This is a genomic window from Nocardia sp. NPDC057353, assembly GCF_042667085.1.
GTDB lineage: Bacteria > Actinomycetota > Actinomycetes > Mycobacteriales > Mycobacteriaceae > Nocardia.
On the sequence record NZ_JBHVAK010000039.1, the window covers coordinates 15,636 to 39,183 of the forward strand.

Annotated in this window: 19 protein-coding genes and 1 tRNA gene; 4 read left to right on the plus strand and 16 right to left on the minus strand. The window is 72.6% G+C overall.

The annotated features are described in order from the left end of the window. Positions 1–144: 144 nt before the first annotated feature. Positions 145–897, minus strand: a complete 753-nt coding sequence (locus ACFUUZ_RS20420) for an isocitrate lyase/phosphoenolpyruvate mutase family protein (RefSeq protein WP_378698426.1) — start codon at positions 895–897, stop codon at positions 145–147. Next, positions 894–1,793, minus strand: coding sequence for a 16S rRNA (cytidine(1402)-2'-O)-methyltransferase (gene rsmI, locus ACFUUZ_RS20425; protein ID WP_378698428.1), 900 nt, complete (start codon positions 1,791–1,793; stop codon positions 894–896). Before rsmI ends, ACFUUZ_RS20420 begins: the two co-directional genes overlap by 4 nt. Before the next feature lie 33 nt (positions 1,794–1,826). On the opposite strand from rsmI, the gene ACFUUZ_RS20430 reads away from it, so the two are divergent. Continuing rightward, complete coding sequence (locus tag ACFUUZ_RS20430; RefSeq protein ID WP_378698430.1) at positions 1,827–3,422, plus strand: dolichyl-phosphate-mannose--protein mannosyltransferase; 1,596 nt, start codon at positions 1,827–1,829, stop codon at positions 3,420–3,422. Positions 3,423–3,452: 30 nt separating this feature from the next. Next, entirely contained in the window at positions 3,453–4,997 is a 1,545-nt protein-coding gene (locus ACFUUZ_RS20435) for an amidase (protein ID WP_378698432.1), read from the plus strand. On the opposite strand, the gene ACFUUZ_RS20440 is transcribed toward ACFUUZ_RS20435, so the two are convergent. Together ACFUUZ_RS20440 and ACFUUZ_RS20445 are read right to left on the minus strand one after the other, a co-directional pair. After that, positions 4,955–5,329: a GntR family transcriptional regulator gene (locus ACFUUZ_RS20440; protein WP_378698434.1), complete on the minus strand. Its 375-nt coding sequence runs from the start codon at positions 5,327–5,329 to the stop codon at positions 4,955–4,957. The two genes, ACFUUZ_RS20435 and ACFUUZ_RS20440, sit on opposite strands and share 43 nt — an antisense overlap. 3 nt (positions 5,330–5,332) lie before the next feature. Continuing rightward, a complete protein-coding gene (locus ACFUUZ_RS20445) occupies positions 5,333–6,586 on the minus strand; it encodes an arginine deiminase (protein ID WP_378698436.1) in 1,254 nt (417 codons plus the stop codon). Between the two features lie 95 nt (positions 6,587–6,681). Here ACFUUZ_RS20445 and soxR point away from each other — a divergent pair, with 95 nt between their 5' ends. After that, positions 6,682–7,209, plus strand: a complete 528-nt coding sequence (gene soxR, locus ACFUUZ_RS20450; RefSeq protein ID WP_378698438.1) for a redox-sensitive transcriptional activator SoxR — start codon at positions 6,682–6,684, stop codon at positions 7,207–7,209. On the opposite strand, the gene ACFUUZ_RS20455 is transcribed toward soxR, so the two are convergent. From ACFUUZ_RS20455 to ACFUUZ_RS20485, 7 genes are all read right to left on the minus strand, one after another. Beyond that, positions 7,210–8,055: an SDR family oxidoreductase gene (locus ACFUUZ_RS20455; RefSeq protein WP_378698440.1), complete on the minus strand. Its 846-nt coding sequence runs from the start codon at positions 8,053–8,055 to the stop codon at positions 7,210–7,212. It lies immediately after the preceding gene. A 110-nt stretch (positions 8,056–8,165) separates the two neighbouring features. After that, positions 8,166–9,293, minus strand: a complete 1,128-nt coding sequence (locus ACFUUZ_RS20460) for a glycosyltransferase (RefSeq protein ID WP_378698442.1) — start codon at positions 9,291–9,293, stop codon at positions 8,166–8,168. An 80-nt stretch (positions 9,294–9,373) separates the two neighbouring features. Beyond that, positions 9,374–11,209: a putative bifunctional diguanylate cyclase/phosphodiesterase gene (locus ACFUUZ_RS20465; protein WP_378698443.1), complete on the minus strand. Its 1,836-nt coding sequence runs from the start codon at positions 11,207–11,209 to the stop codon at positions 9,374–9,376. Between the two features lie 43 nt (positions 11,210–11,252). Then, positions 11,253–13,388, minus strand: a complete 2,136-nt coding sequence (locus ACFUUZ_RS20470) for an Rv1355c family protein (RefSeq protein WP_378698444.1) — start codon at positions 13,386–13,388, stop codon at positions 11,253–11,255. Then, a complete protein-coding gene (locus ACFUUZ_RS20475; protein ID WP_378698445.1) occupies positions 13,378–14,136 on the minus strand; it encodes a hypothetical protein in 759 nt (252 codons plus the stop codon). Before ACFUUZ_RS20475 ends, ACFUUZ_RS20470 begins: the two co-directional genes overlap by 11 nt. A 263-nt stretch (positions 14,137–14,399) precedes the next feature. Then, the gene (locus tag ACFUUZ_RS20480; protein ID WP_378698446.1) at positions 14,400–14,834 is read right to left on the minus strand and encodes an effector binding domain-containing protein; all 435 of its coding nucleotides are present in this window, start codon (positions 14,832–14,834) and stop codon (positions 14,400–14,402) included. Continuing rightward, positions 14,831–15,274: a GyrI-like domain-containing protein gene (locus ACFUUZ_RS20485; protein ID WP_378698447.1), complete on the minus strand. Its 444-nt coding sequence runs from the start codon at positions 15,272–15,274 to the stop codon at positions 14,831–14,833. Before ACFUUZ_RS20485 ends, ACFUUZ_RS20480 begins: the two co-directional genes overlap by 4 nt. Positions 15,275–15,526: 252 nt before the next feature. Between ACFUUZ_RS20485 and ACFUUZ_RS20490 the strand changes: the two genes are divergently transcribed. Then, positions 15,527–16,279 carry a uracil-DNA glycosylase gene (locus tag ACFUUZ_RS20490; protein ID WP_378698504.1) on the plus strand — a complete coding sequence of 251 codons (753 nt, stop codon included), beginning with the start codon at positions 15,527–15,529 and terminating at the stop codon, positions 16,277–16,279. Here ACFUUZ_RS20490 and ACFUUZ_RS20495 read toward each other — a convergent pair. The 5 genes from ACFUUZ_RS20495 to glpR form a co-directional block, all read right to left on the minus strand. After that, positions 16,260–16,910, minus strand: coding sequence for a hypothetical protein (locus ACFUUZ_RS20495; protein WP_378698448.1), 651 nt, complete (start codon positions 16,908–16,910; stop codon positions 16,260–16,262). The two genes, ACFUUZ_RS20490 and ACFUUZ_RS20495, sit on opposite strands and share 20 nt — an antisense overlap. A 1,878-nt stretch (positions 16,911–18,788) precedes the next feature. Then, positions 18,789–20,342 carry an MFS transporter gene (locus ACFUUZ_RS20500; RefSeq protein ID WP_378698449.1) on the minus strand — a complete coding sequence of 518 codons (1,554 nt, stop codon included), beginning with the start codon at positions 20,340–20,342 and terminating at the stop codon, positions 18,789–18,791. 99 nt (positions 20,343–20,441) lie between these two features. Continuing rightward, on the minus strand, positions 20,442–21,656 hold the full coding sequence (locus tag ACFUUZ_RS20505; protein ID WP_378698451.1) for a hypothetical protein: 1,215 nt from the start codon (positions 21,654–21,656) through the stop codon (positions 20,442–20,444). A 175-nt stretch (positions 21,657–21,831) separates the two neighbouring features. After that, a tRNA-Ala gene (locus ACFUUZ_RS20510) sits at positions 21,832–21,904 on the minus strand. Between the two features lie 108 nt (positions 21,905–22,012). Then, complete coding sequence (gene glpR / locus ACFUUZ_RS20515) at positions 22,013–23,281, minus strand: gephyrin-like molybdotransferase receptor GlpR (RefSeq protein WP_378698453.1); 1,269 nt, start codon at positions 23,279–23,281, stop codon at positions 22,013–22,015. Positions 23,282–23,548: the final 267 nt, after the last annotated feature.

Genomic DNA, 23,548 nt, shown 5'->3' on the forward strand with positions numbered 1-23,548 from the left:
CCGATTTCCGAGGTGGAGGGTACGAGGAGGCATCAAGGCTAGGTCCGGGCACGGCGTCGAATCGCGAGTAGCGGGGTACCCCAATCGCGACCCGACCGCCGACCCCGCACCGGTGATTACGGCGCGGGGTCGGCGACGCGGCGCCTACTTCCAGGCGCCGAAGAGGCGGTCGGCCTCCTTGGCCAACGCCGCCTGCAGGAACGGGCCGAAGCTGACCCGGGCGACCCCGGCGTCGGCGAGCTCCTTCAGGTTCGGGGCGTCGGGAATGCCGATGGCGTTCACCGGCTTCGGGAGCTCGGCGGTGAGGCGGCGGAGGTCGGCGTCGCTGTGCCTGCCGACCGGGTAGAGGACATCGGCGCCCGCCTCGACGGCGAGGTTCAGTCGGGCGATGGCGCGGTCGACGCGATCGCTCTCGTCGCCGTCCTGGCGGAGGAAGAGGTCGGTGCGGGCGTTGACGACGACGTGCACGCCCGCCGCATCGGCGAACTGGCGGAGACCGCGGACGAGGTCGGCGTGCTCCTCGGCCCCGCGCAGCCGCTTGCCCTCGCTGTGCACGGTGTCCTCGATATTGAGGCCGATCGCCCCGGCTTCCAGCAGCCCGTCGATGAGCTGCGCGGGCTCCAGCCCGTACCCGGACTCGATGTCGACCGAGACCGGGACGTCGACGGCCTCGGTGATCTGCCTGGCCCGGGTGAGCAGCTCGGTGTAGCTCATCCCCTCCCCGTCCGGCCTGCCGATGGAATCGGCGACCGGGTGGCTGCCGACGGTGAGCGCGGAGAACCCGGCGGCGACGGCGAGATTCGCCGACCACGCGTCCCACACGGTGGGGAGGACGGCGGGGGTGCCGGGGCGGTGCAGTTCCAGGAACGTCTTGGCCTTGCTCTCCAGAGAGGTCATGTCCCGATCATGCGTCGTCCCGGCGATTCCCGCATACCTCCCGGCCAGCCGGGTGCGTCGGCGCGGCGGGCGGCGAGGACGGCGTCGTAGAGGGCGCGGCGGGGGGCGCCGGTCTCGGCGGCGAGGTCGGCGCAGGCGTCCTTGAGGCGGATGCCCGCGGCGACCCTGGCCTCGACCTCGTCGACCAGGTCGGCCGGATCGAGGGAGACCGGCGCGGCGCCGGCGAGGACGACGGTGATCTCGCCGCGGGCGCCGTCGGCGGCCCAGGCCGCGAGCTCGCCGAGGGTGCCGCGGACGACCTCCTCGTAGGTCTTGGTGAGTTCGCGGCAGACGGCGGCGCGGCGGTCTGGGCCGAGCACGGCGACGGCGTCCGCGAGACAGTCGGCGAGGCGGTGCGGCGCCTCGAAGAAGACGCAGGCGCGCGGCTCGGTGCGCAGCGTGCCGAGCCATTCGCGGCGGGCGCCCTGCTTGCGCGGGGCGAAGCCGTCGAAGCAGAACCGCTCGACGGGGAGCGCGGAGAGCGCGAGCGCGGTGGTCACCGCGGAGGGCCCGGGCAGGCAGGTGACCGGGAGGTCGCGCTCGGCGCAGGCGGCGACGAGGCGGTAGCCGGGGTCGCTGACCGACGGCATGCCCGCGTCGGTGACCAGCAGCACGGTCCTGCCGTCGGCGATCTCGGCGAGCAGCGCGGGGATCCGGGCCGCCTCGACGTGGTCGTAGAAACTGACCACCCGGCCGGTGATCTCGACGCCGAGCGCCTTCGCCAGCGAGCGGGTGCGCCTGGTGTCCTCGGCCGCGATCACGTCGGCGGCGCCGAGCGCGTCGCGCAGCCGCTGCGAGGCGTCGCCGATCTCGCCCATCGGCGTCGCCGCCAGTACCAGCCTGCCCGGTTCGGTCACGGTGCTCCATTCTCCACCGCCTACGATCGGGGCGTGACCCAGGTGACCGGCCCGCGCGCGACGGCGCCCCCCGTGCCCCCACCCGCGCGGTCGAGTCCGGCGCCGCGGCGCCCGGTCCCGGACTTCGGCCCGGTCGACACCGCGCGCGGCTGGATCGTCACCGGCGTGCTCACGCTGATCGCCGCGATCACCCGCTTCGCCTACCTCGGCTACCCCACCGACGCGGGCACCCCGGTCTTCGACGAGAAGCACTACGCGCCGCAGGCCTGGCAGATGCTCACCGGCAACGGCGTCGAGGACAACCCCGGCTACGGCCTGGTGGTGCACCCGCCGGTGGGCAAGCAGCTGATCGCCATCGGCGAGGCGATCTTCGGCTACAACGCGTGGGGCTGGCGCTTCTCCGCGGCGGTCGCGGGGACCCTGCTGGTGCTGCTGGTGATCCGGATCGTGCGCCGGATGGCGCGCTCGACGCTGGTCGGCGCGATCGCCGGGCTGCTGCTGATCGCGGACGGGCTGACCTTCGTCTCCTCCCGGATCGGCATGCTCGACATCTTCATGGCGCTCTTCGTGGTCGCCGCCTTCGGCTGCCTGATCGTGGACCGGGACGAGGTCAGACACCGGTTGGCGCTCGCCGATTTCGAGGGCAGGGCCGCGTTCACCGCGTGGGGGCCGCGGGTCGGGGTGCGCTGGTGGCGGTTCGGGGCGGGGGTGCTGCTCGGGCTCGCCTGCGGCACCAAGTGGTCGTCGATCTACTTCGTGATGGCGTTCGGGCTGCTCAGCGTGGCCTTCGACGTGGCGGCGCGGCGCACCTACGGGGTGCCGCGGCCGTGGCTCGGCACGCTGGTCCGCGATGTCGGGCCCGCGCTGTACGCGCTGGTGCTGATTCCGCTGGTGGTGTACCTGGGCAGCTACGCGGCGTGGTTCGCGAGCGAGGTCGGGGTGTACCGCTGGGCGGTCGGGAACCAGGTCGGCACCGGCGGGCCGTTCGCCTTCGTGCCGGACGCCCTCCGCTCGCTCTGGTTCTACAGCGGCGAGAGCCTGCGCTTCCACTCCGAGCTCACCAACTCGGCGGGCAACCACCACCCGTGGGAGTCCAAGCCGTGGACCTGGCCGATGGGGCTGCGGCCGATGCTCTACTACTACGCCGACGGCGGCGTCACCGGCTGCGGCCAGACCCAGTGCGTCAAGGCGGTCATGCTGGTCGGCACCCCGGCGCTGTGGTGGATCGCGTTCCCGGCGCTGGCCTGGATGATCTGGCGCGGCGTCGTCCGCAGGGACTGGCGGTACGGCGCGGTGCTGGTCGGCTACGGCGCGGCCTGGCTGCCCTGGTTCCTCACCCTGGACCGGCAAATGTACTACTTCTACGCCGTCGCGCTGGCGCCGTTCCTGGTGATGGGGGTCGCGCTGGTGCTCGGCGACGTGCTCGGCCCGGATCGGCGGTTGCCCCGGCTGCGCGGCGCGGCGAAACCCGCGGTGCCGAGCGAGCGGCACAGCCTCGGGCTGCTCGCCGTCTGCCTCTACCTGGGGCTGGTGATCGCGAACTTCGTCTGGCTCTGGCCGATCCTCACCGCGCTGCCGATCACGCCGGGCAACTGGCACGACCACCTCTGGCTGCCCAGCTGGCGCTGACTTGACCGTGCCGCGACGGCATACCTTTCGATGGAGGGGACCGCCCACCGGAAGGACACCATGGAGATCGCCGAGCTGGACGCCACCGCCCAGGCCGAACTCGTGCACACCGGCCAGGCCACCCCTGCCGACCTGGTGCGAGCCGCGATCGAGGCCGTCGAACGGCTCGACCCGCAGCTGGACACCGTGCTCACCCGGACCTTCGAGTACGCGCTCGAGCAGGCCCGCACGGTCGCGAAGGACGCGCCCTTCCCCGGCGTGCCGATGCTGCTCAAGGACTACCACCTGCAGCTCGCGGGCTACCCGTTCAGCCACGGCGGGGTGCCGCTGCTGCGCGACCACGTCTCCGACACCACCACCTACCTGGCCGAGAGCCTGCGCGACGCGGGCTTCGCCTTCCTCGGCCGCAGCCGCACCCCGCTCATGGGCGTGGTCATGGGGACGCACGACCCCGAAGTGAAGACCATGCCGCGCAACCCGTGGAACCCGGAGTACTCCACCGGCGCGTCGAGCAGCGGCTCGGCGGCCGCGGTCGCCGCGCACCTGGTCCCGCTGGCGCACGGCAACGACGGCGGCGGCTCGCTGCGCATGCCCGCCGCGCTGAACGGGGTGGTCGCGCTCAAGGCCACCCGCGGCCGGATCTCGCTCGGCCCGCACGCCGGGCCGACCATGGCGGTCGACCTCTCCTGGGGTGAGGAGTTCGTGCTCACCCGCTCGGTGCGGGACTCCGCCGCGCTGCTCCCGCTGGTCGAGGGGCGCCGCCCCGGCGACCCGTTCCCGCCGGTCCGCGCCGAGACCTCCGGCGTGCAGGGCCCGCTGCGGATCGGGCTCGCCACCACCCCGCCGCTGGCCGGGATCGAGACCGACCCGCAGAACGCGCGGGCCGCCGAGGAGGCCGCGACCGCACTCGCCGAGCTGGGCCACACCGTGGTCCCGGTACAGCCGCCGCGCTACGACATCGGCGCGCACAACTGGCAGTACGGCATTCCGGCCAGCCCGGCGCTGATCGGGCTGGCCCGCACCCTGGACACCATCGGCGCGCTGGTCGGCAGGCCGGTCACCCAGCGCGACGTCGGGCCGGTGGTGTGGGCGATCGCCGAACTCGGCGGCGCCTTCACCGGGACGATGGCGCTGGAGTTCGCCGAGTACCACCAGTCCGTGGTGGTCGGCTGGGACCGCTGGTGGGACGAGCAGCGGCTGGACGTCCTGCTCACCCCGACCACCGCGCGGCGCACCCCGCCGATGACCGACTTCCTGCCGCCGCCGCACGGCACCTTCCAGGTGGACTGGGAGACCCCGGTCAACAATGCCGGTGCGCTGGCCCAGCTCACCCCGCTGATCGCCTACACCCAGATCTACAACTGGTCCGGCCAGCCCGCCGTCAACCTCCCGCTCGGCGTCGACGACGACGGCCTCCCGCTCGGGGTCCAGCTCGGCGGGCGCAGGCTGCGCGAGGACCAGCTGCTCGACCTGGCGGCGGCGCTGGAGGTGGCCCGGCCGTGGGCCGGGCGCAGGCCGCGGATCCGGGCCGGTCAGCCGGGCGGCGGCGCGGCCTCGAGCGCGGAGCGTATGTAGCGCAGCGCACTGCGGTCGTCCAGGCCGAGCCGCCGGATCGCGGCGACGTACTCGGTGGCGGCCCGGCCCGCGAGGTCGCGGGTGGGGTCGCCGGAGGAGGCGATGAAGGTGCCCTGCCTGCCCCTGGTCTCCAGTACCCCGTCGGCTTCCAGCTCCCGGTAGGCGCGGGCCACGGTGTTCGGGGCCAGCCCGAGCTGCCCGGCCAGCGCCCGCACCGTCGGGATCTTGGTGCCCGCGGTGAGCGCCCCGGAGCGCACCTGGGCGACGACGCCGATCCGCAGCTGCTCGTAGGGCGGCACCGCGGAGTCGTGGGTGATCTCGAACTCGAGCACGGCTCACACCCCGTCGCGGGCGATCGGGCAGGACAGGCAGCGCGGGCCGCCGCGCCCGGAGCCGATCTCCGAGCCGGGGATCGGCAGCACCTCGATCCCGGCATCGCGCAGCCTGGCATTGGTCATCTCGTTGCGCTCGTAGGCGACGACGACGCCGGGCGCGAGCGCGAGCGTGTTGTTGCCGTCGTCCCACTGCTCGCGCTCGGCGGTAACGCCGTCCAGCCCGGTGTCGATCACCCGGAGCTTGCCGATCCCCATGGCCTCGGCCGCGGCGGGCAGGAACGGGTCGGGCCCGGCCATGCTCACCCCGCCGTCGCCGGTACGACCGCCGTAGCCGGGTTCGCGGCGGATGGTGAAGGCGTTCAGCGAATCGCGGACCGCCGGGTACATGACCACCGCGTCGGTGTCGACCATGGTGCAGACGGTGTCCAGGTGCATGGTGGCCCGGTTCTGTGCGATCGGCACCACCAGCACGGTGTGCGCCAGGTCGTCGTCGAAGAGGCTGCGCGCCAGCGCCTCCGCCCCGGCCGGGGTGGTGCGCTCGCCCACCCCGACCGCGACCACGCCGGGCGCGAGGAGCAGCACGTCGCCGCCCTCGATCGGCGCGGTGTGCGATTCGTAGGCCCGCCGCACCCCGAGGAAGCGCGGGTGGAAGGCGTAGATCAGGTCGGTGAGCGAGGTCTCCCGGCCGCGCGCGGGCAGCGCCAGCGCGGTGATCGCCACCCGCGGCCCGACCCAGAACGAGGAGTCCCTGGTGAACATGAGGTTGGGCAGCGGGTCGATCACGAAGTCGCTGCCGTGGTGCATGCGGCGCACCAGCGAGGCGGCGTCCGGGCCGAACGGCAGCTCGTCGAAGGTCATCCCGGCGATCAGCACGTTCGCCAGCTCCGGCCCCGGCACCCCGCGCAGGTAGGCGGCGAGCTCATCGGCGAGCGGGTGGCCGAGCCTGCGCGCGTCCACCGCGCCCGCGATGCCCTGGACCCGCGCGGCGCCGCTCACCCCCAGCGTCTCGGCGAGCAGCTCGCCGAGCAGCAGCACCTCGACCCCGCGGTCGCGCAGCACGTCCGCGAAGGTGTCGTGCTCCTGCTGCGCCCGCTCGACCCACGGGATGGCGTCGAAGAGCAGCTGGTCGTTGTTGCGCGGGGTGAGCCTGCGCAGCTCGTCGCCGGGGCGGTGCAGCAGCACCGCGCGCAACCTGCCGACCTCGGAGGTCACCGCGAGCCGGACCTTCGCCTCGTGCCCTTCCCCTTCGTCCATGTACCGACCGTAGTCGCACCCGCGGCGCACGGCACGGCGATTCGGTCCCGGACGGAAGCAACCTGAAGTATTGTTGAGGTGAATGGAGGAGTCCGATGACGACTGCCGATTGGCGTGCGAAGGAGCTGACCCCCGGTCAACTCTCCGAGCGGAGCGGAGTAGCCGTGTCCGCCCTGCACTTCTACGAGCGCGAAGGTCTCATCTCGAGCCGCCGCACCAGCGGGAACCAGCGACGCTACACCAGGGAGACGCTGCGCCGGGTGGCCTTCATCCGGATCTCGCAGCGAGTCGGCATCCCGCTCAGCGAGATCAGGGACGCGCTCGACCGGCTGCCCGCGGGCCGCACCCCGACCCGCCGCGACTGGGAGACGCTCTCCACCGCCTGGCGCACCGACCTGGACGACCGGATCACCCAGCTGGTCCGGCTGCGCGACAACCTGACCGGCTGCATCGGCTGCGGCTGCCTCTCGCTCGGCAGCTGCAGGCTGGTCAACGAGGGCGACCGGCTCGGCAACGACGGGCCGGGCGCCCGGGTGCTCGACGTGCACCTGAACTGCCAGGAGAGCACCGTGTGCGACCCGGCCCCGGACGGCGCGTGCGAGCCGATGGAGAGCGTCGGCTAGCTAGCGCCGCGGCTCGCGCAGCAGCCGCGCGAAGTACTGCGCCGCCTGCCCGATCACGAACTCGTACGGCAGCGCGAACTTCCGCTTCCACCAGTAGGCGAAGCGGATGTCGAACGAGGTGAAGACGAGGAAGCGGTCCTTCTCGACGCCCTTCACGATGGCGGCGGCGACCTTCTCCGGGGCGACGGCGTGCCCGGTGAAGCGGTCGTGCAGCCGGCGCACCCGCGGGTCCTCCTTGTCCACGCCGACCAGCTCGAAGGAGCGCACCAGCGGCGTGTTCACCGCGCCCGGCGCGACCACGTGCACCGAGATGCCGTGCGGGGCCAGGTCGAAGCGGAGCACCTCGGAGACGCCGCGGATGCCGAACTTGCTCGCGCTGTAGGCGGCGTGCCACGGCAGCGCGATCAACCCGGCCGCCGAGGAGACGTTCACCAGCGCGCCGCCGCGCCCGGCCCTGACCATCGGCGGCACGAAGGTCTCGATGACGTGGATCGGGCCCATCAGGTTGACCTCGACCATGCGCCGCCAGTGCCGGTGCTCCAGGTTCTCCACCGTGCCCCAGGCCGAGGTACCCGCGATGTTCAGCACGAGGTCCAGCGCGACGTGCTCGCTGTGCACCGCCTCGGCGAACGCGGTGACCGCGTCGTGGTCGGTGATGTCGAGCGCGCGGAGCGCGAGCACCGTCCCGCCCGCCGCCCGGACCAGGTCGGCGGTCTCGGTCAGCCCTTGCTCGTCGATGTCGGTGAGCACGAGCTGTCCGCCCTGCTCCGCCAGCGCCACCGCGGTGGCCCGCCCTATCCCGCTCGCGGCCCCGGTCACCAGCGCCTTCGCATTCCGAACGGTCACCTTGCGGCGCCGTCGGATACCCACCACAGCCACAGCACGTTCCTCTCGTCAGCGGGCGTCCCGTCGTCGCAGGGTACTTCGGCACGCTCGCCGCTCCGGTGCGGCCGTGCTCAGCGGGCCAGCACCGCGAGCATCCCGGCGACCGCCCGTCCCCAGGTGAACTGCTCGGCCCGGTGCCGCGCGGCCAGCCTGCGGCCGACCGTCGGCATGGCGAGCACGCCGTCAACGGCGCGGGCGAAGGCGGCGGGGTCGTCGGCGGCGACGGCGCCGCACTCCGCGGTGACGATGTCGGCGAGCGCGGAGGAGCGGCTGGCGACCACCGGCGTCCCCGCGGCCAGCGCCTCCAGCGCGGCCAGCCCGAAGGTCTCGTGCGGGCCGGGCGCCAGCGAGACATCGGCCGTGGCGAGCAGGGAGGCGACCCGGTTGCGGTCGGAGATGAAGCCGGTGAAGCGCACCGCGGGCGCGCCGCCGGGCAGCGCGGGCAGCAGCCGGGCGCGCCGCTCCAGCGCCTCCCGGCGCGGCCCGTCACCGGCCACCACCAGCCGCGCGCCGATCCCGGCGTCGGCCAGCGCACCGATCGCCTCGATGCTCCGGTCCACCCGCTTCTCCACCGAGAGCCTGCCGCAGTGCACCAGCAGCGGGTGCCCGGCCACGCCGAGCTCGGCGCGCAGCCCCGCGTCCACCCGGTCCGGGCTGAAGAGCTCCAGGTCCACGCCGAGCGGTACCAACTCCACATTCGGGGCGTCGATCCGGCGGAACTCGGCGCGGGCGAACTCGGTGGTGCAGACGACGACGTCGTACTGCTCGGCGGTACGCCGGTTGGCGATGTCGGCGCACGCCCTGGCCGCCGGGCCGGGCAGCACCTGGCCGAGCAGCCGGTCCAGCCGCTCGTGCGAGATCATCACCCCCGCCACGCCGCGCCTGCGCGCCCAGCGGCCGAAGCCGCGCAGCGTGAGCCGGTCGGAGACCTCGAGCACGTCCGGCCGCAGCCCGGCCAGCACGTCGGCGACCCGGCGCGGGTCGGCGGCGCGGTACCCGCCGGTGCCGGGAATCGGCAGCGCGGGCAGGGTGATCCGCACGGCGCCGGTGGGCAGCACCTCCTCGGTGCGGCGCGGGCCGGGCACGATCAGCACCACCTCGTGCCCGGAGCCGACGTACCCCTCCCCCAGGTGGTGCAGCGCGGTGCGCAGCCCCCCGGAGCGCGGGCCGTAGAAATTGGCGAGCTGCACGATGCGCACCCGCCGATCGTGGAGGCGGCGGCGTGCCCGGCGACCAACGCCGCGTGAACGCGGCCCGAAGAGGCGGCGAACCGCGCGCTTCAGCGCGCGGGCAGGCTGCGATCCGGCCGCGGCAGGTCGAGGTCGAGCGGGATCCGCCCCTCGACCAGGTGCACCTCGACCTGCTCGGCGGGCATCGGCCGCGCGATCAGGAACCCCTGCGCCCGATAGCAACCGAGCCCGACCAGGGTGCGGGCGGCGACCGGCGTCTCCACGCCCTCGCCGACCACGCCGAGCCCGAACGAACCGGCCAGCCCGATGATGGACTTCACGATCGCCAGGTCGTCGGCGCTGGCGCCGAGCCGCTGCACGAAGCCGCGGTCGATCTTCACCGCGTCCACCGGCAGCGCCTTCAGGTGCGAGAGCGAGCTGTAGCCGGTGCCGAAGTCGTCGATGGCGATCTGCACGCCCATCCGCTTGAGCCCGCGCAGCGTCACCTGGGTGCGCGAGAGGTCCTGCACCACCACGTGTTCGGTGATCTCCAGGCAGATCGAGCTGCCGTCGATGCCGAAGAGCCGGAGCATGTCCTCGATCCGCTCCACGAAATCCAGGCTGACCAGCTGCACCGGCGAGACATTGATCCGCATGACGACATCCGCGGCCAGCCCCCGCCTGCGCCACTCGGCGAACTGCGCGCAGGCCGAGCGGATCACCCAGCGGCCCAGCTCGCCCGCCAGGTTGGTGGCCTCGGCCACGCTGACGAAGGCGCCCGGCGGCAGCAGCCCCCTGGTCGGGTGCAGCCAGCGCACCAGCGCCTCCAGCGCGACCACCCGGCCGGTGCGCAGGTCCACCTCGGGCTGGTAGTGCAGGATGAGCGAGCCGTCGGCGACCGCGCCGCGCAGGTTCAGCTCCACGTCGTCCTGCAGCTCGAACTGGGCGCGCATGGCGTCGGTGAAGACCGCGACCCCGTTGCCGCCGCCGGACTTGGCCGAGAGCAGCGCGTGGTCGGCCCGGCGCAGCACGTCGGCGACGGTGGTCTCGCCCGGGATGCCGAGCGCGACCCCGACGCTCGCGCCGCGGCTCACCGACTCCCCGCCGACCGTCACCCGGCGCCCGATCAGCTGCTGGATCCGGGTGGCCTCGTTCTCCGCGGCCACCGCGTCCATCGGCTTGACCGGGACGATCACGAACTCGTCGCCGCCGAGCCTGGCGATCATGTCGGTGGGGTCCAGGTTCTCCCGGAGCCGGGCGGAGAGCGAGCGGATGAAATTGTCACCCGCGGTGTGTCCCAGAAAGTCGTTCAACGCCTTGAGCCGGTCCAGGTCGAGGAAGAAGGTCGCGACCGGGCCCGGGCTACCGGCCCGCAAACGGTCCTCCATGTGCTCGAGCAGCGCCCTGCGGTTCGCCAGCCCGGTCAGGTCGTCGTGCAGCGCGATGTAGCGCAGCCGCTCCTCCGCGACCACCCTGGCCTGCAGCTGGGCGAAGAGCGCGGCGATCGCCTTGAGCACATTGAGCTCGCGGGTGCTCCAATCCCGGTCGCCGACCTTGATGAAGCCGAGCAGCCCGGTGGACTCGCCGCGGGAGAGCAGCGGCACCGCCGCCGAGGTCACGTAGGGCAGCCCGGAGGCGCGCCGGATGGTCTCCTGGTAGTCGGCGTCGTCCCTGGTGACCAGGAACGGCTCGGTCGCGTTCTCCAGCGCCTTGAAGACCGAGTCGGCCTTGTCGAAGTAGACGACCCGGAGCGGGTCCGGGTCCGGCACGTCCTCGCGCGGCGGCCACTCGGCGACCAGGACGGTCGCGCGGCGTTCGCGGTCGGTATGCCGGACATAGCTGAAATCGACGTCGAAGTACTCCACCAGGGTCGCCAGTACCCGTTCGGTGGCCGCCACCATCGTGGTCGCGTCGACACCCATCAGCTCGGAGGCGACTGTGGTCACCAGTGAGTCGAGTGTCCGCCGAGGCACCTTGTCTCCGATCGCACTAGCTGCTGGTGTCCACGCCCGGCAGCGGGCGTCGCCTGCTCCGGACCGTCGCGTCGGCGGCCCGGCTCACGCGCAGCGCCAATGCCATGGTCTCACGTTCGGGAACGCCGACGAGGTGTAGGAATCGTCCCTGAAGTGAGGTCAGTGTATCCACGAAGCCGGGGGAAATCGCGGCCAGTTCGCTGACGTCGCGCGCGTAGAGGAAGACCGGGGAGATCGGTTGCACCGCAAGACCCGCTCGTTGCGCCGCGATCCAGACCCGCTCCGCGGCGGCGCCGCCGCGGGCGTAACCGGTCAATCCCGGCCCGTCCGCCGTCTCGGAAGGCACCGTCAGCACCAGCAGCGCGGCCGCCGCGAGCACCCGATCACGGGTGCTGTCCCCCAGCGCGGCGCCGCCCGACCAGTCCCGCAGATTCGCCATGATGTCGGGGCGTCGCGCCACCTCCAGCGCCACCTGCTCGTCCGGCGCGAGCTCGAGGCTGCGCACGTCGATACCGGTCGTCAGGTCCTCGCTCACCGCCCTGACCTCAGCGAACAACTCGCCGTGCAGGGCGGGCTCCAGATAGCGGACGCGATCCGAGCCCGCCAGGATCGCGGCCGCCTCGGCGAGCGCGTCCTGCTCGTCGACGATCCGCAACACCGCACCTTCCGCCGTTGCGGCGTTGCGCAGCTCGGCCAGGAGTGTCCCGTCCAGTGCGCCGCCCGCGCCGAGCCTGCGGTTGGTCTCGCGGCGCAGTGCCCACGGATAGTCGGCGGCGAGCGCCGGATCGGTGCCGCGTCCCAGACGCAGCTTCGCGATCAGGCCACCGCTGTCCGATTCGCGCAATTCTGTGGAGCCGAGGATGCCGAGCGCCGCGGCGGCCGCGCGCGCGTTGTAGAGCGCGGCGCCGAGCGCCACCGCGCTGCCGCGGAAGCGGTGGTCGAGCGCGGTGCGGTAGTCGGTACGCAGCGCGATCCGGATCTCGTCGCCGTCCGCGCTCAGCGTCCACGGCTGCGCATTGCCGCCGGAGGGGGCGCGCCGCGCGCAGTGCAGCACCCGCTCGACGTCGGTGGCGCCTGCGGGCGGCAGATGCGGATCCAGCTCGTCCGGCTCGGCCGCCGACGCCGGCTGTGCCCCTGGTGCCGCCAGCCGGTCCAGCTCGGTCTCCAGATCGATCCGGACCCGGCCGGAGGGCAGCGCGCCGCCGAGCCCGATCCGGCGCACCGCGGCGGCCACCAGCGCGCCGCCGAGCATGACCTCGCTGCCCAGCTGCGGCCAGGCCGCGAGGGTTTCGTCGATCTCGACCATGCTGGCGCCCATCCGGGCGGAGATCTGGTCCGCGCCGAGGATGCCCATGACGTAGGGCGCCTTGTCCCTGGAGGCGAGGCCGCGCAGGTCGGCGGCCTTGACCCCGCCGAGCATGCCGTGGAAGGGCTCGCGCTCCGGCTCCAGGTCGTAGCGCTCGACGTCGAGCAGGCCGCGGTCGCTGGTCTCCATGATCACCGGCAGCCCGACGGTCCGCGCGTGTTCGCGGACCAGCAGCTTGACGTCGAGCGAGTCGCACTCCTCGACCACCAGCGAAAGCCCGGCCATGAACGCCGCGACGGACTCCGCGTCCACGCCCCCGGTGCACACCTCGACCGGCAGGTAGGGGTCGAGCTCGGCGATCCGCCGCGCCGTCACCACCGCCTTGTTCACCCCGATGTCGAAGAGCGTGGCGGGCACCCGGTTCAGGTTGGAGAGCGCGATCGCGTCGAAGTCGGCCAGCCGCAGCGCGCCGCAGACCCCCTCCTGCGCCAGCGCGTAGGCGACGGCGTGGCCGACGCTCTGCCCCACCACCCCGATCCGCAGCTCGGCGAGGACCGCCTGCTCGGCGGCGGTGAGCTTGTTCCGGTTGCGGTTCAGCCGGACCGCGCGGAACTCCTGCTCGGCGGGCAGCCCGAGCAGCCGGTTGCGCCACGGGTAGTAGACCCAGCGGTCCCCCGCGGGCGGCGGGGTGTCCGGGATCTCGGCCAGCTCCGCGCGCAGCGGGGCGCGCAGGTCGGTGACCTCCACCCCGGGGCGCGCCCGCAGCTCGGCGATGGCGGCCGCGGCCGAGGGCGCCGCGGGGTCGAGGACGAGCGGCCGGTGCGCCGCGGCGGCGTCAGCAGCCATGGAACGGCCGCGGGCGGGGCTCGGGCACGCCGAGCTCGGCCCACTCGGCCCGCATCGCCGCGTACTGGTCGGGCGCCGCGGCGGTGCGGTAGAGCCTGCTGTCCCACCAGATCGGCACGGTGCGGTAGCGGTCGTCCGGGTACGGCACCGGCGCGATCTCGGTGGCCGCGGCGCCGCCGCTCGCCGCGTGCCTGGCCGCGGTGAACGAGGCGACGGTGGCGAAGCAGAAGCGCGCGCCGAGCAGCCGCGGCGCGTGTGCAAGGCAGCGCGAGATCGCGGCGCCGAGCTCGTTGCGGTACGGCGTCTCCCGCGACACCCAGGCGCCGCGCCCCTCGACCACGCCGAACGGCAGCCGCCCGGCCATCATCATGCGCAGCGCGCTCTCCCCCTGGCGGCCCTCCCAGGCCAGCAGCGAGGTGACGTCGACGACCCGCCGGTACGGCCCCTGCACCCGGACCCCGGCCACCACCCGGCCGCCCGCGTCGGTGGCGGTGCAGAAGAGCGCGGTGGTGTCGCCGTCGGCGGTGGCGGCCAGCTCCAGCGCCTGCTCCACCCCGAAGTGCCGGTAGGTGCGCAGCGCGCCGTCCAGGTAGCGGGCCCACAGCCCGGGCTCGGCGGCGGGGGTCGCCAGCCGGATGCGGCAGCCGGAGGCCCGGTCGAGGAAGTGTCTGCCTGCCGTGGTGATCGTGCGCCGCGAGTGGTCGTCGGGTGCGCCCGCGGGGCCGACTGCGATCGTTTCGACAGTCATCTGGTCAACTCCTGCTACCGCCGCCGGGCGGCCCTCGAACCGGTGCGGCAGCCTGCTCGAACGTACTGTCCGGTTCGCCTGCCAGTGGAAGTATCCGTCATTCGACAGGAATTGACCACTTATCCGGTTAATCTCCCGTGACCATGTCACATTTCTATTAATTCACCCCCGGGTGGGTGCCGAGTCCAATATGGAGTGATACCGGATAGACCGGTTGGCCGCGCAGTGGCAACCTGCTGGCAACCTGACCGGAAGTGTCCTGGTCAGACCAGGATCGAGATGAACAATTCGACCGCGTCCGGCTTGCGCCAGACCTCGATCTCCTCCCGGTAGGCCCTGGTGATCTCGGCCGAGGCGGTCGCGTCGTCGACCTGGGCCCAGACGTCCTCCACCGGGTCGTGGTAGTCGCCGTTCGGCTCGAACCTGGCGAAGACGCCCTTCGGCACCCGCACCAGCACGTCGCCCACCGGGACCTCGGCGGGCTCCGGGTAGTCGAGGCACACGACGGCGTTGTAGCTCCCGGCGGGGTCGGGCACGTAGAGCGTGTAGAGCAGGCGCCCGGCGATGTCCCGGTCGCGCAGCCGGTCCTTGAGGAACTCGATCAGGTCGCTGTTGCTGACCTTGAAGCTGGGCCGCACGCGGGGGACGACCAGCCCGCCGTAGATCGCCTCGGGGCGCACCGCGATCGTGTAGGTCATCGCGGCTCTACCGCCAGGTAGAGCTCGATCTTGTAGGCGTGCGGGTACCACTCGAAATCACCGGAGTAGGTGCGCTTCAGCTGATTGTGTTCCTCGGCGTAGGATATTTGCGTCCACAAATCCGTCATAATCTGCGGGAAATTCCCCATCGACGAGAATTTCGCATACTTTCCGCGCGGCAACCTGGCCACGATATGACCCCTCGTGACTTCCTCGAACGACGAACACCGGTAGCCGACGATCTGCGTGTTGTACGTCCCGAGCTCGCCGGAGTAATCGGTGTAGGCGCTGGCGAGCGGGCCACCGAGGTCCTGGTGCAGCACCGCCGTCCAGGCCGCCTCCAGTGCCTGGTCCCGCAGCTCTCCGAGCGCGCGCTTCGGGCTGCGCACCGGCAGCCCGGCAACCCACGTCTCGTCCCGCTCGACGATTTCGAACTGCATGGATCGACTCTTTCGGGTGAAACCGGGGTAGCTCCCGCCAAGGGGCTCTTCGGAGGTGCCATGCTATCAACCCGGAGATCCGGTGATCGATCGCCCGGCCGTGGCGCGGTCATTCCCGCCGCGACATTGATCGACAGCCGGTATCGGATTCCTGCGCAGACGAAGGGAAAGTGAACCATCGGTAATCCCGGAGTTCCCGCCGAACGAATCGGAGGCCGGGCGGCGACCGGCCGGAAATCCGGTCACGGGCGAATCACCGACCCCGCCGAGGTCACCGCCGTCCGCTCGATCGCCGAGCTGGACGCCGCCGTCGCGGAGTGCTTCGGCTGCCCCCGGCTGGTGGCCTGGCGCGAGCGGGTGGCGCGGGAGAAGCGCGCCGCCTTCCGGGAGCAGACGTACTGGGGCCGGGCCGTGCCCGCCTTCGGGCCCGCGGACGCCGCGCTGCTCATCGTCGGGCTCGCGCCTGCCGCGCACGGCGCCAACCGCACCGGCCGGATGTTCACCGGCGACCGCAGCGGCGACGTGCTCTACGCCGCGCTGCACGCCGTCGGGCTGGCCAACCAGCCCACCGCCGTCGCCGCCGACGACGGGCTGCGGCTGCACGGCGTCCGGATCACCGCGCCGGTGCACTGCGCGCCGCCGGAGAACAAGCCGACGGTCGACGAGCGCGACCGCTGCGGGCACTGGCTCGACCTGGAGCTCGGGCTGCTCGCGCCCACCCTGCGCGCGGTGGTCGTGCTCGGCGGGTTCGGCTGGCAGGCGCTGCTCCCGGTCCTCGGCACCAACGGTTGGCAGGTGCCGCGCCCGCGGCCGCGCTTCGGGCACGGCGCGCAGGTCACGCTGGCTCCCGCGACCGCGGAGCGGCGGCCGCTGCACGTCTTCGGCAGCTACCACGTGAGCCAGCAGAACACCTTCACCGGCAGGCTCACCCCGGCCATGCTGGAGCAGGTCCTCGCCGCGGCGGGCGGCGCGGCCGGGCTTCCGGTCAGGACGGACGGGCGATAGCGGCGATCACCACCCGGCCCTCCCACACCGTGACCGTGACGAACTGGCGGTACGTGCGCACGGCGCCGTCCGGGCGGGCCTCGGTGATCACCACGTCGAAGCGGCCGTCCGCCATCTGCGTGATCAACACGCAGTGCTGCGTGTTCGGCGGCACCGAGGCGATCCCCGCGTCGATCACCTCGACCGACGAGACCGCCGCGTCCGGCGTGGTCACCGCGCGCGCCGCGGTGCCGGAGCGGGTCACGTAGTACGCGTGCTGGAAGGCGAGCACCGCCTCGGGGCCGGTCTCGGTGGAGCCGAGGCCGTTGCCGCGGACCAGCCCGTTCTCCCTGGTCGGCTCGCAGCCGGGGCCGCCGCCGAGAATCGGGTCGGTGATCGCCGCGACCGGCTGCCTCGGGTTCGTCGCCGCCGCGGTGTAGGTGAGCACCACCGCCGCCGTCGCCAGCGAGCCCGCCACCGCCACCAGGCCGACCACCAGGGAGCGGCGCACCCGCGGCTTCGCGGGCGCGGGCCGTTCCGCGGAGGAGAGCCCGGGGGTGAGCATGCCAGGCCAGAGCGGGGCGGCCTGCCGCTTCTTCGGCGGGGGCCCGACCCGCTGCGGGGGCGGGGGGCCGACGCGGTCGCGGCGCACGGCGTCGCGCAGGGAGCCGGGCGGCGGTGGGCCCTCGCCGCGCCGCCTGCCCTGCGGAGGGCGGGGCTGTTCGCCCGGGCGCGGCAGGCGCGGGAGTGCGCCCGATGCGGGGGAAGACGGTTCGCCGGAGCGTGCGGTGTCCGGGCGGACGCGCGGCAGCGCTCCCGAGGCGGGTGCGTCGGGCCGCCGCGAGTTCTCGGGGATGCGCCTGGGCAGGGTTCCCGGGGCGGAGGCGTCCGGGTGGACGCGCGGTAGGGCACCCGAAGCAGGGGCGTCGGGACGCACGCGCGGAAGTTCACCAGAGCGCGGGGCGTCAGGACGCACGCGCGGCGGGGCTCCCGAAACAGGGGCGTCGGGACGCACGCGCGGCAAGGCTCCAGAAGCAGGTGCATCAGGCCGGCGTGGCAATGCTCCCGAAATGGGATCGTCAGGACGCAGGCGTGGCAGGGCTCCTGAAGCGGGAGCATCAGGGCGCACACGCGGTAGGGCACCCGAAGCGGGAGCGTCGGGGCGGACGCGCGGTATTTCACCGGAGCGCGGGGCGTCGGGGCGCACGTGCGGCGAGGATTCCGGAGCGGGAGCGTCGGGGCGCGGGCGCGGCGGCTCACCGGAGCGCGGGGCCTCGGGCCGGACTCGCGGCAATGCTCCCGAAGCGGGGGCGTCGGGGCGGGAGCGGGGCGGCTCGGCCGGGCGCGCGGCATCCGGGCGGATGCGCGGGAATTCGCCGGTGCGGTAGGCATCCGGGGGCACCCGCGGTATCTCCCCCGAGCGGTGCGCACCGCCGGTTCGGCGCCCGAAGAGCGGGAATCGCCCGGAGGGCGGCCCATCACCCCCTGGCGCCCCCTGCGCTTCACCGAACGACGCGGCGCCGGTCATCTCACCGCCTCCACGTCGCGGGGCACCGCCCGCAGGCCCCGCCCCGAAAGTCCCTCCGCTGCGCCGAGGCTCACCGTCGGGCAGCTCGCCCCGGCGACCCGGCGGGTCGTACGGACCGGGCTGCCGAGGGCGCCCCGCTCCGTCGCCGTACGGCATCATCTCACCGCGCCGCCCCACCGCGCGCCCGAACGGCCCCGGCTCGGAAACCCCGCCTCCGCGCGGCCCCGCATCCCGCACGGGCCACGGCGCCGAAACCTCACTCTCCCGCGGCCCCCCATCCCGCACGGGCCACGGCTCGGAAACCCCGCCCTCCCGCGGCACGGCACCCCGCGGCTCCCCCCACGGCACCGGCCCGGCATTCCGCACCGGCCCCGGCGCGGCCCCCCGGGGCGGAACCGCCTCGTCCGGCTCCTCCCGCGGCAACCGAACCGGCCCCCACTCGTCGCTGCGCACCCGCCGCACCACCCCGCCGCGCGGCCCTGGAACCTCGGCCCCGCGCTCCGGCGGCACCCCGTCGCGCTGCGCGTCCGCCCGCCGCGAGGAGCCGCGGCGCCCGCTCTCCCGACGCGCGGCATCGCGAAGCGTCTCACCCCGGGGAGCCGCCCGTCCCGCGGCATCCCTTTCCCTCGGCTCGGACGCGTTCCACGACATCATGATCTCGCCACACTCCCTCTGCCGGAGCCCCGCACCACCGAGCCCCGTGGGTCCCTCTCAATGCCGTTGTGCAATAACAAGATTGCATATATCCGCTGTTCACGCTGCTCGAATGCGCCGGACCGACCGGGGCGGCCGGTGTCCGCGCCCACTCCGCAAACCCGCAGTGAACGACCGGACTTTCCCAGCGCACCCCGAATTACGCTGAGCCCGGCGTCTTTCGAACACCCCCCGAGAATTCTGTGATCCAGATCTCCCGCCCCGGCGATCCGTCGAGGGTGGTTGCCATCTGGAAGTACCGTTCGGAAGGACGGCACGAACTGCACAGATGTAATTCCGAGGGTTCGCTCAGCGGTCCCCACCCGCGCGCTTCGGCGCCTCGAACGCGGTCACGACGGCCGCGACCAGGATCAGGATCGCGGAGACCAGCAGCGCCACCTCGAGCCCGTGGTGGAACGCCGCCTTCCCGGTGTTCAACACCTCGTTGATCTTCGAGAGGTACGGCAGGTACGGCGTGATGTTCGTGCCCTCCGGGATCCCGCCCCGCTGCACCGCGTCCACCGCGAACGGCTGCAACTCAGCGGGCAGCCCGAGCTCCGACATCCGCGCCTTCAGGTCCGCGGTGAGCAGCGAGTTCACCAGCGCGCCGAGCACCGCCACCCCGACCGCCGAGCCGACCTGCCGCATCGTATTGGTCGCCGCGGCCGCCATCCCCGAGTGCGCGGCGGGCAGCCCGGAGAGCACCGCCGAGGTCAGCGGCACCACCGCGACGCCGAAGCCGAGCCCCGCCAGTGCCATGGCCGCGGCGAGCGACGGATCGTGGATCGGCCCCGCCAGCGCGTGCCGGGTGAGCAGGATGCCCGCGGCCCCCGCCAGACACCCGGCGATCATCGGCGGCCACGCCCCGCGGCGCGCCACCCAGAATCCCGCGGCCAGCGAGCCGAGCACGATGGCGACGGCCATCGGCGCGAACACCGTCGCCGTCCGCGCCCCCGAGTACGAGTGCGTCACCTGTAGGTACAGCGCGGTGCAGAAGAAGATCGAGAAGATCCCGAAGTAGACGGCGAAGGCCACCACCAGCGCGCTCCGCACCGCGGGCGGCCGCAGATAGCGCAGCTGCAGCATGGGCGCCCGTGCCCGCAGCTCGACCGCGACGAAGGCGACCAGCGCGACCCCGCCCGCCCCGAAGAGCGCGAGCACCGGCGCCGAGGTGTACCCCCGGTGCTCGCCCGCGACGGCCGCGTAGATCACCGCGCCGAGAAACCCGGCGCCGAGCACGAACCCGGCCCAGTCGATCGGCCCGTCCGGCCGGTCGGAGCTCTCCGGCACCGACCACAGCGCCGCCAGCAGCGCCGCCGCCCCGAGTACCAGGTTGAACCAGAAGATCGAGCGCCACCCGTACGCGTGCACCAGCACCCCGCCGAGCACCGGCCCCGCGGCCAGCGCCAGCCCGGCCGCCGCCGCCCACACCCCGAGCGCCTTGGCGCGGGCGCGCTCGTCCGGGAAGATGTGGCGCAGCAGCGAGAGCGTGCCCGGCTCCGATGCCGCCGCACCGACCCCCATGATCGCGCGGCCGAGGATCAGCAGCGGCACGGTGGCCGCGAGCGCCGCGACCACCGACCCGGCGCAGAAGACCACCAGCCCCGCGATCATCACCCGCTTCCGTCCCCACCGGTCGCCGAGCGAGCCGCCCGCCAGCATGAGTCCGGCGAAGACCACCGTGTACGCGTTGACCACCCACTGCAGTGCACTCACGTCGGCGCGCAGCTCGTTCCGGATGGCGCCGAGCGCCACGCTGACGATGGTGGTGTCGAGAAAGGTCACGAACACCACGGCGGTGACCGCCGCGAGTGCCGTGACCGGTCGCGCCGCCGTGCTCGGCGCCCGGTCCGTCGGCCCCACGCGCACAGGGTACGGCGCGTTCCGGCCCGGCACCCCGAATGGCCCGTGAACAGCGGACGACAGCGCGGCTACCCTGCACCGGGGAGGCGATACGTCCGCTCAGCCGGTGCGCAGTGCGATGTCGAACTGATCGGCGCGCCCCGAGTGCAGTTTTCGCACGCCGCTGCCGTCGATCGCCACCCGATAGATACCGAAATCTTTCAACGGATTCTGCTGATCTATCGTCTTCGGGTCCATGGGCCCGCCCACGAATACCAGCGTGCTGCCGTCCGGAGTGAAGACCGGGTCGTCGGCGGCCTCCATCTGCTGTCCCTCGTCGGTGACCTGCCGGGCCGCACCGCCGTCGACAGGGATCATGAATATTTCCGCCGAAGAACCAGAAAGTGCCTGAGCGGGATCGGTGAACACCTGCCCTGGCGCATTCATCGCCGACCGGTGATAGGCGATCCATTTCCCATCCGGCGAAAACGCCGGATTGCCCAGATAGTCGAACCCTTCCGTCTCCGGAGTGCGGATGATCTCTTCGGCGCCCCCACCTCCGTCCACGTTCACCACATAGAGAGCATCCTGGTCAGCGTTCACCACCGCGATCTTCCTGCCGTCCGGAGACCACGATAGGTATTCGAAGCCTTCGTGATTCATTTCCTTCGAACTCGCGACCATGCGTACGCCGCGACCGTCTCGATCCATGACGTAGAGCCCGGACGGCCTGTCATTGTTCCCGAGACGCCAATACGCTATCCGCTCTCCATCCGGTGAGAACTGCGGCAGCCCCACGAGATCATCCTCGTCGCCCGTGTCCACGAGGAGCTGGTGGCCGCTCCCGTCGAAGGCGATCGTGTGGATCTCCGTCGCCCCCGAGCTGTAGGCGGACCCATCGGTGCTCGTCGTCACGAAGACGACAGCGGAGCCGTCGGCTGTCACGTCGTACTCGTTCACGACATCGATGGAGTGGTGGCTGCGATTGCTCGTCGCCAGCAGCACGGGGTAGACGATGAGCGTCGGCCCCGCGTCCCCGGGAGTCATCGAGTAGATTCCGACTTCGTTGTCGACCGAGCGCGCGAAAATTATCCGGGATCCATCATCCGATAAATGCACATCCCCGAAGTAGTCGGTCTCACCTGTAGTCATCTGCTTCGCGGGATCGTCCCCCACTCGGTAATAAAGCTGAGTATCGCCGTCGCGATGTTCCACGAAGAGCAGCGACAGCGGATCAGCGGCACCTCGTCCGATTCCGATGTCGTCTCCATTGATTCCGGACCCGCAGCCGGCAACTGCCAGACACAGAATGATCACCATTGCTGCGCGCTTCATCCGACCCTTTCCGTAGTACGGACGTGAACAGGGCCAGTGTTCCACGGGCTCGAATTCGCACGTGTCGCCCGATCGAAGGACAGCGACCGTTCGGACGCGAATATGTCCGAAGAACCGGACATCACAACGGTGCCGGAAACGAAAGAGGCTCCCGCCTGTGCGGAAGCCTCTTCGGTGGAGCTAAGGGGAATCGAACCCCTGACCTTCTCGATGCGAACGAGACGCGCTACCAACTGCGCTATAGCCCCGTGCGGCTCCGGGGAACCGCGCTGTGACACTGTATCAGGACGTTGCCGCAGACTCCGAATCGAGGCCGTGAGCTGGGGCGATGCCCCGTACGGCCTCGATTCGGCGAACTACTCGCCCACGGCGCGGCGCATGTCGGCGGTACGGTTGCGCAGGGCGCGGGCGGCGGCCGGGTCGAAGGTCTCCAACTGCTCGAAGTCGGGGGCCTCGTCGTCGGGTTCGAGCAGGACGGAGCGGCGGCGCAGCAGGCGGGCGGTGTCCCGGTCCATGCCGACGGCGGCGCGGCGTTCCCGGCGCGGGGCGGCCGGTTCGACCTCCGCCTCCTCGGCCTCGGCCGCCGAGCGGCCGCGGGCGAGCCGGGCGGAGCGGCGGCGCCGGATCTCCTCCTCCATCCTGACCTGCTTGCGCAGGTACGCCAGGTAGGCGACGAGCACGGCCAGGCTCAGCCCGGTGCCCCACCACAGCGCGGGCGCGACGGCGAGGCCGAGGCCGCCGCAGAGCAGCCCCGCGAGCAGCAGGCCGAGCACGGCGCGCTGCCGGAAGGTGTAGCGCGCGGCGCGGGCGATGGCGTCGGCTTCGGGGTCGTAGCCGCCGCGGCCGCGGCGGGTGGGGACGAAGTCGTCGTCGGTGCGCTCGGCGGGCTTCTCGGCATCCCGCTCGCCCTCGGAGCCGGTGTCCCCGTCCGCGTAGCCGTCGTCGTCCAGGCGCGCGGGGGTCTTCGCGGGGGCGGGTGGGATGCGCGCGCTCACCCTGGAGTCGGCGGCGGGTGCGGGGGCGGAGGCGTCCTCGTCCTCGTACTCGGCGTCGTCCTCGTAGGGCTCGTCCACATACTCCGCGGCCTCGGTGCCCCGGTCCTCGTCGTCGAAATCGTCCTCGGCAAGGTCGCTGTCGACACGGTCGTCTTCGGCCCGGTCGCCTTCAGTGAGGTCATCGTCGGTGAGGTCGTCATCGGTGAGGTCGTCGTCGAAGTCGTCGTCGGCACGATCGTCGAGGTCCACCGCCGCTCCGGCGGGGCCGTCCGCGGTGGAGGCTCCTGCGGTCTCGGCGGCGACAGTGTCCGCGGGCCCATCCTCCGGGTCGCGAGGATCGGTGACGGTGTCTTCGTCGTCGGTGACGGGCTCGTCGGCCGATGTCGTCATCCGATCCTCCGCATCATCGCTCTGGGGAAGCCTTCTCGTGCGTCGGGTGGGTCGGTAGTCGGGGTCGCTGTCGTGGCGGCCGTTCTTGCGACGGCGTTTCGAGCCGCCGCGGTACAGCACACGGGTCGCCAGCGCGGCGTCGGTGGTGCGCCGGATGCGCGGGTGCCGGTTCGCGAGCATGGGGAAGATGACGAAGACCCACAGCACGACGAGCCCGATCCACAGGATCGAATTCGGCATGTCGTCAGCACCTCCGTCCCCGCCGGGATTGGTCCACTCGGCCCGCGGCCGGGCCGCACCCCGCCGAGCGACCGCGCAGGCCCTCGTCCGGGGCGGCGGTTCGGCCGCCGCGGAGGCACTTCGGCCGACCTCCTCACCGGTCGGTCGAGCACCTCACAGGCTCCGTGCCGGCGGCGCGGGACGCACCACCGACGTCCGTAGGTTAATTCCGGGTAGAGATCACAACGAGCAGGCGCGCCGTGCACTTGCGCCACAGCAGTCACATTT

Coding starts and splice junctions, on each gene's coding strand:
- ACFUUZ_RS20475 (WP_378698445.1), bottom strand. CDS start 14,136: ATGACTGTCGAAACGATCGCAGTCGGCCCCGCGGGCGCACCCGACGAC.
- ACFUUZ_RS20480 (WP_378698446.1), bottom strand. CDS start 14,834: ATGACCTACACGATCGCGGTGCGCCCCGAGGCGATCTACGGCGGGCTG.
- ACFUUZ_RS20445 (WP_378698436.1), bottom strand. CDS start 6,586: ATGGACGAAGGGGAAGGGCACGAGGCGAAGGTCCGGCTCGCGGTGACC.
- glpR (WP_378698453.1), bottom strand. CDS start 23,281: ATGCCGAATTCGATCCTGTGGATCGGGCTCGTCGTGCTGTGGGTCTTC.
- ACFUUZ_RS20505 (WP_378698451.1), bottom strand. CDS start 21,656: ATGAAGCGCGCAGCAATGGTGATCATTCTGTGTCTGGCAGTTGCCGGC.
- ACFUUZ_RS20435 (WP_378698432.1), top strand. CDS start 3,453: ATGGAGGGGACCGCCCACCGGAAGGACACCATGGAGATCGCCGAGCTG.
- ACFUUZ_RS20485 (WP_378698447.1), bottom strand. CDS start 15,274: ATGCAGTTCGAAATCGTCGAGCGGGACGAGACGTGGGTTGCCGGGCTG.
- ACFUUZ_RS20470 (WP_378698444.1), bottom strand. CDS start 13,388: ATGGCTGCTGACGCCGCCGCGGCGCACCGGCCGCTCGTCCTCGACCCC.
- ACFUUZ_RS20420 (WP_378698426.1), bottom strand. CDS start 897: ATGACCTCTCTGGAGAGCAAGGCCAAGACGTTCCTGGAACTGCACCGC.
- soxR (WP_378698438.1), top strand. CDS start 6,682: ATGACGACTGCCGATTGGCGTGCGAAGGAGCTGACCCCCGGTCAACTC.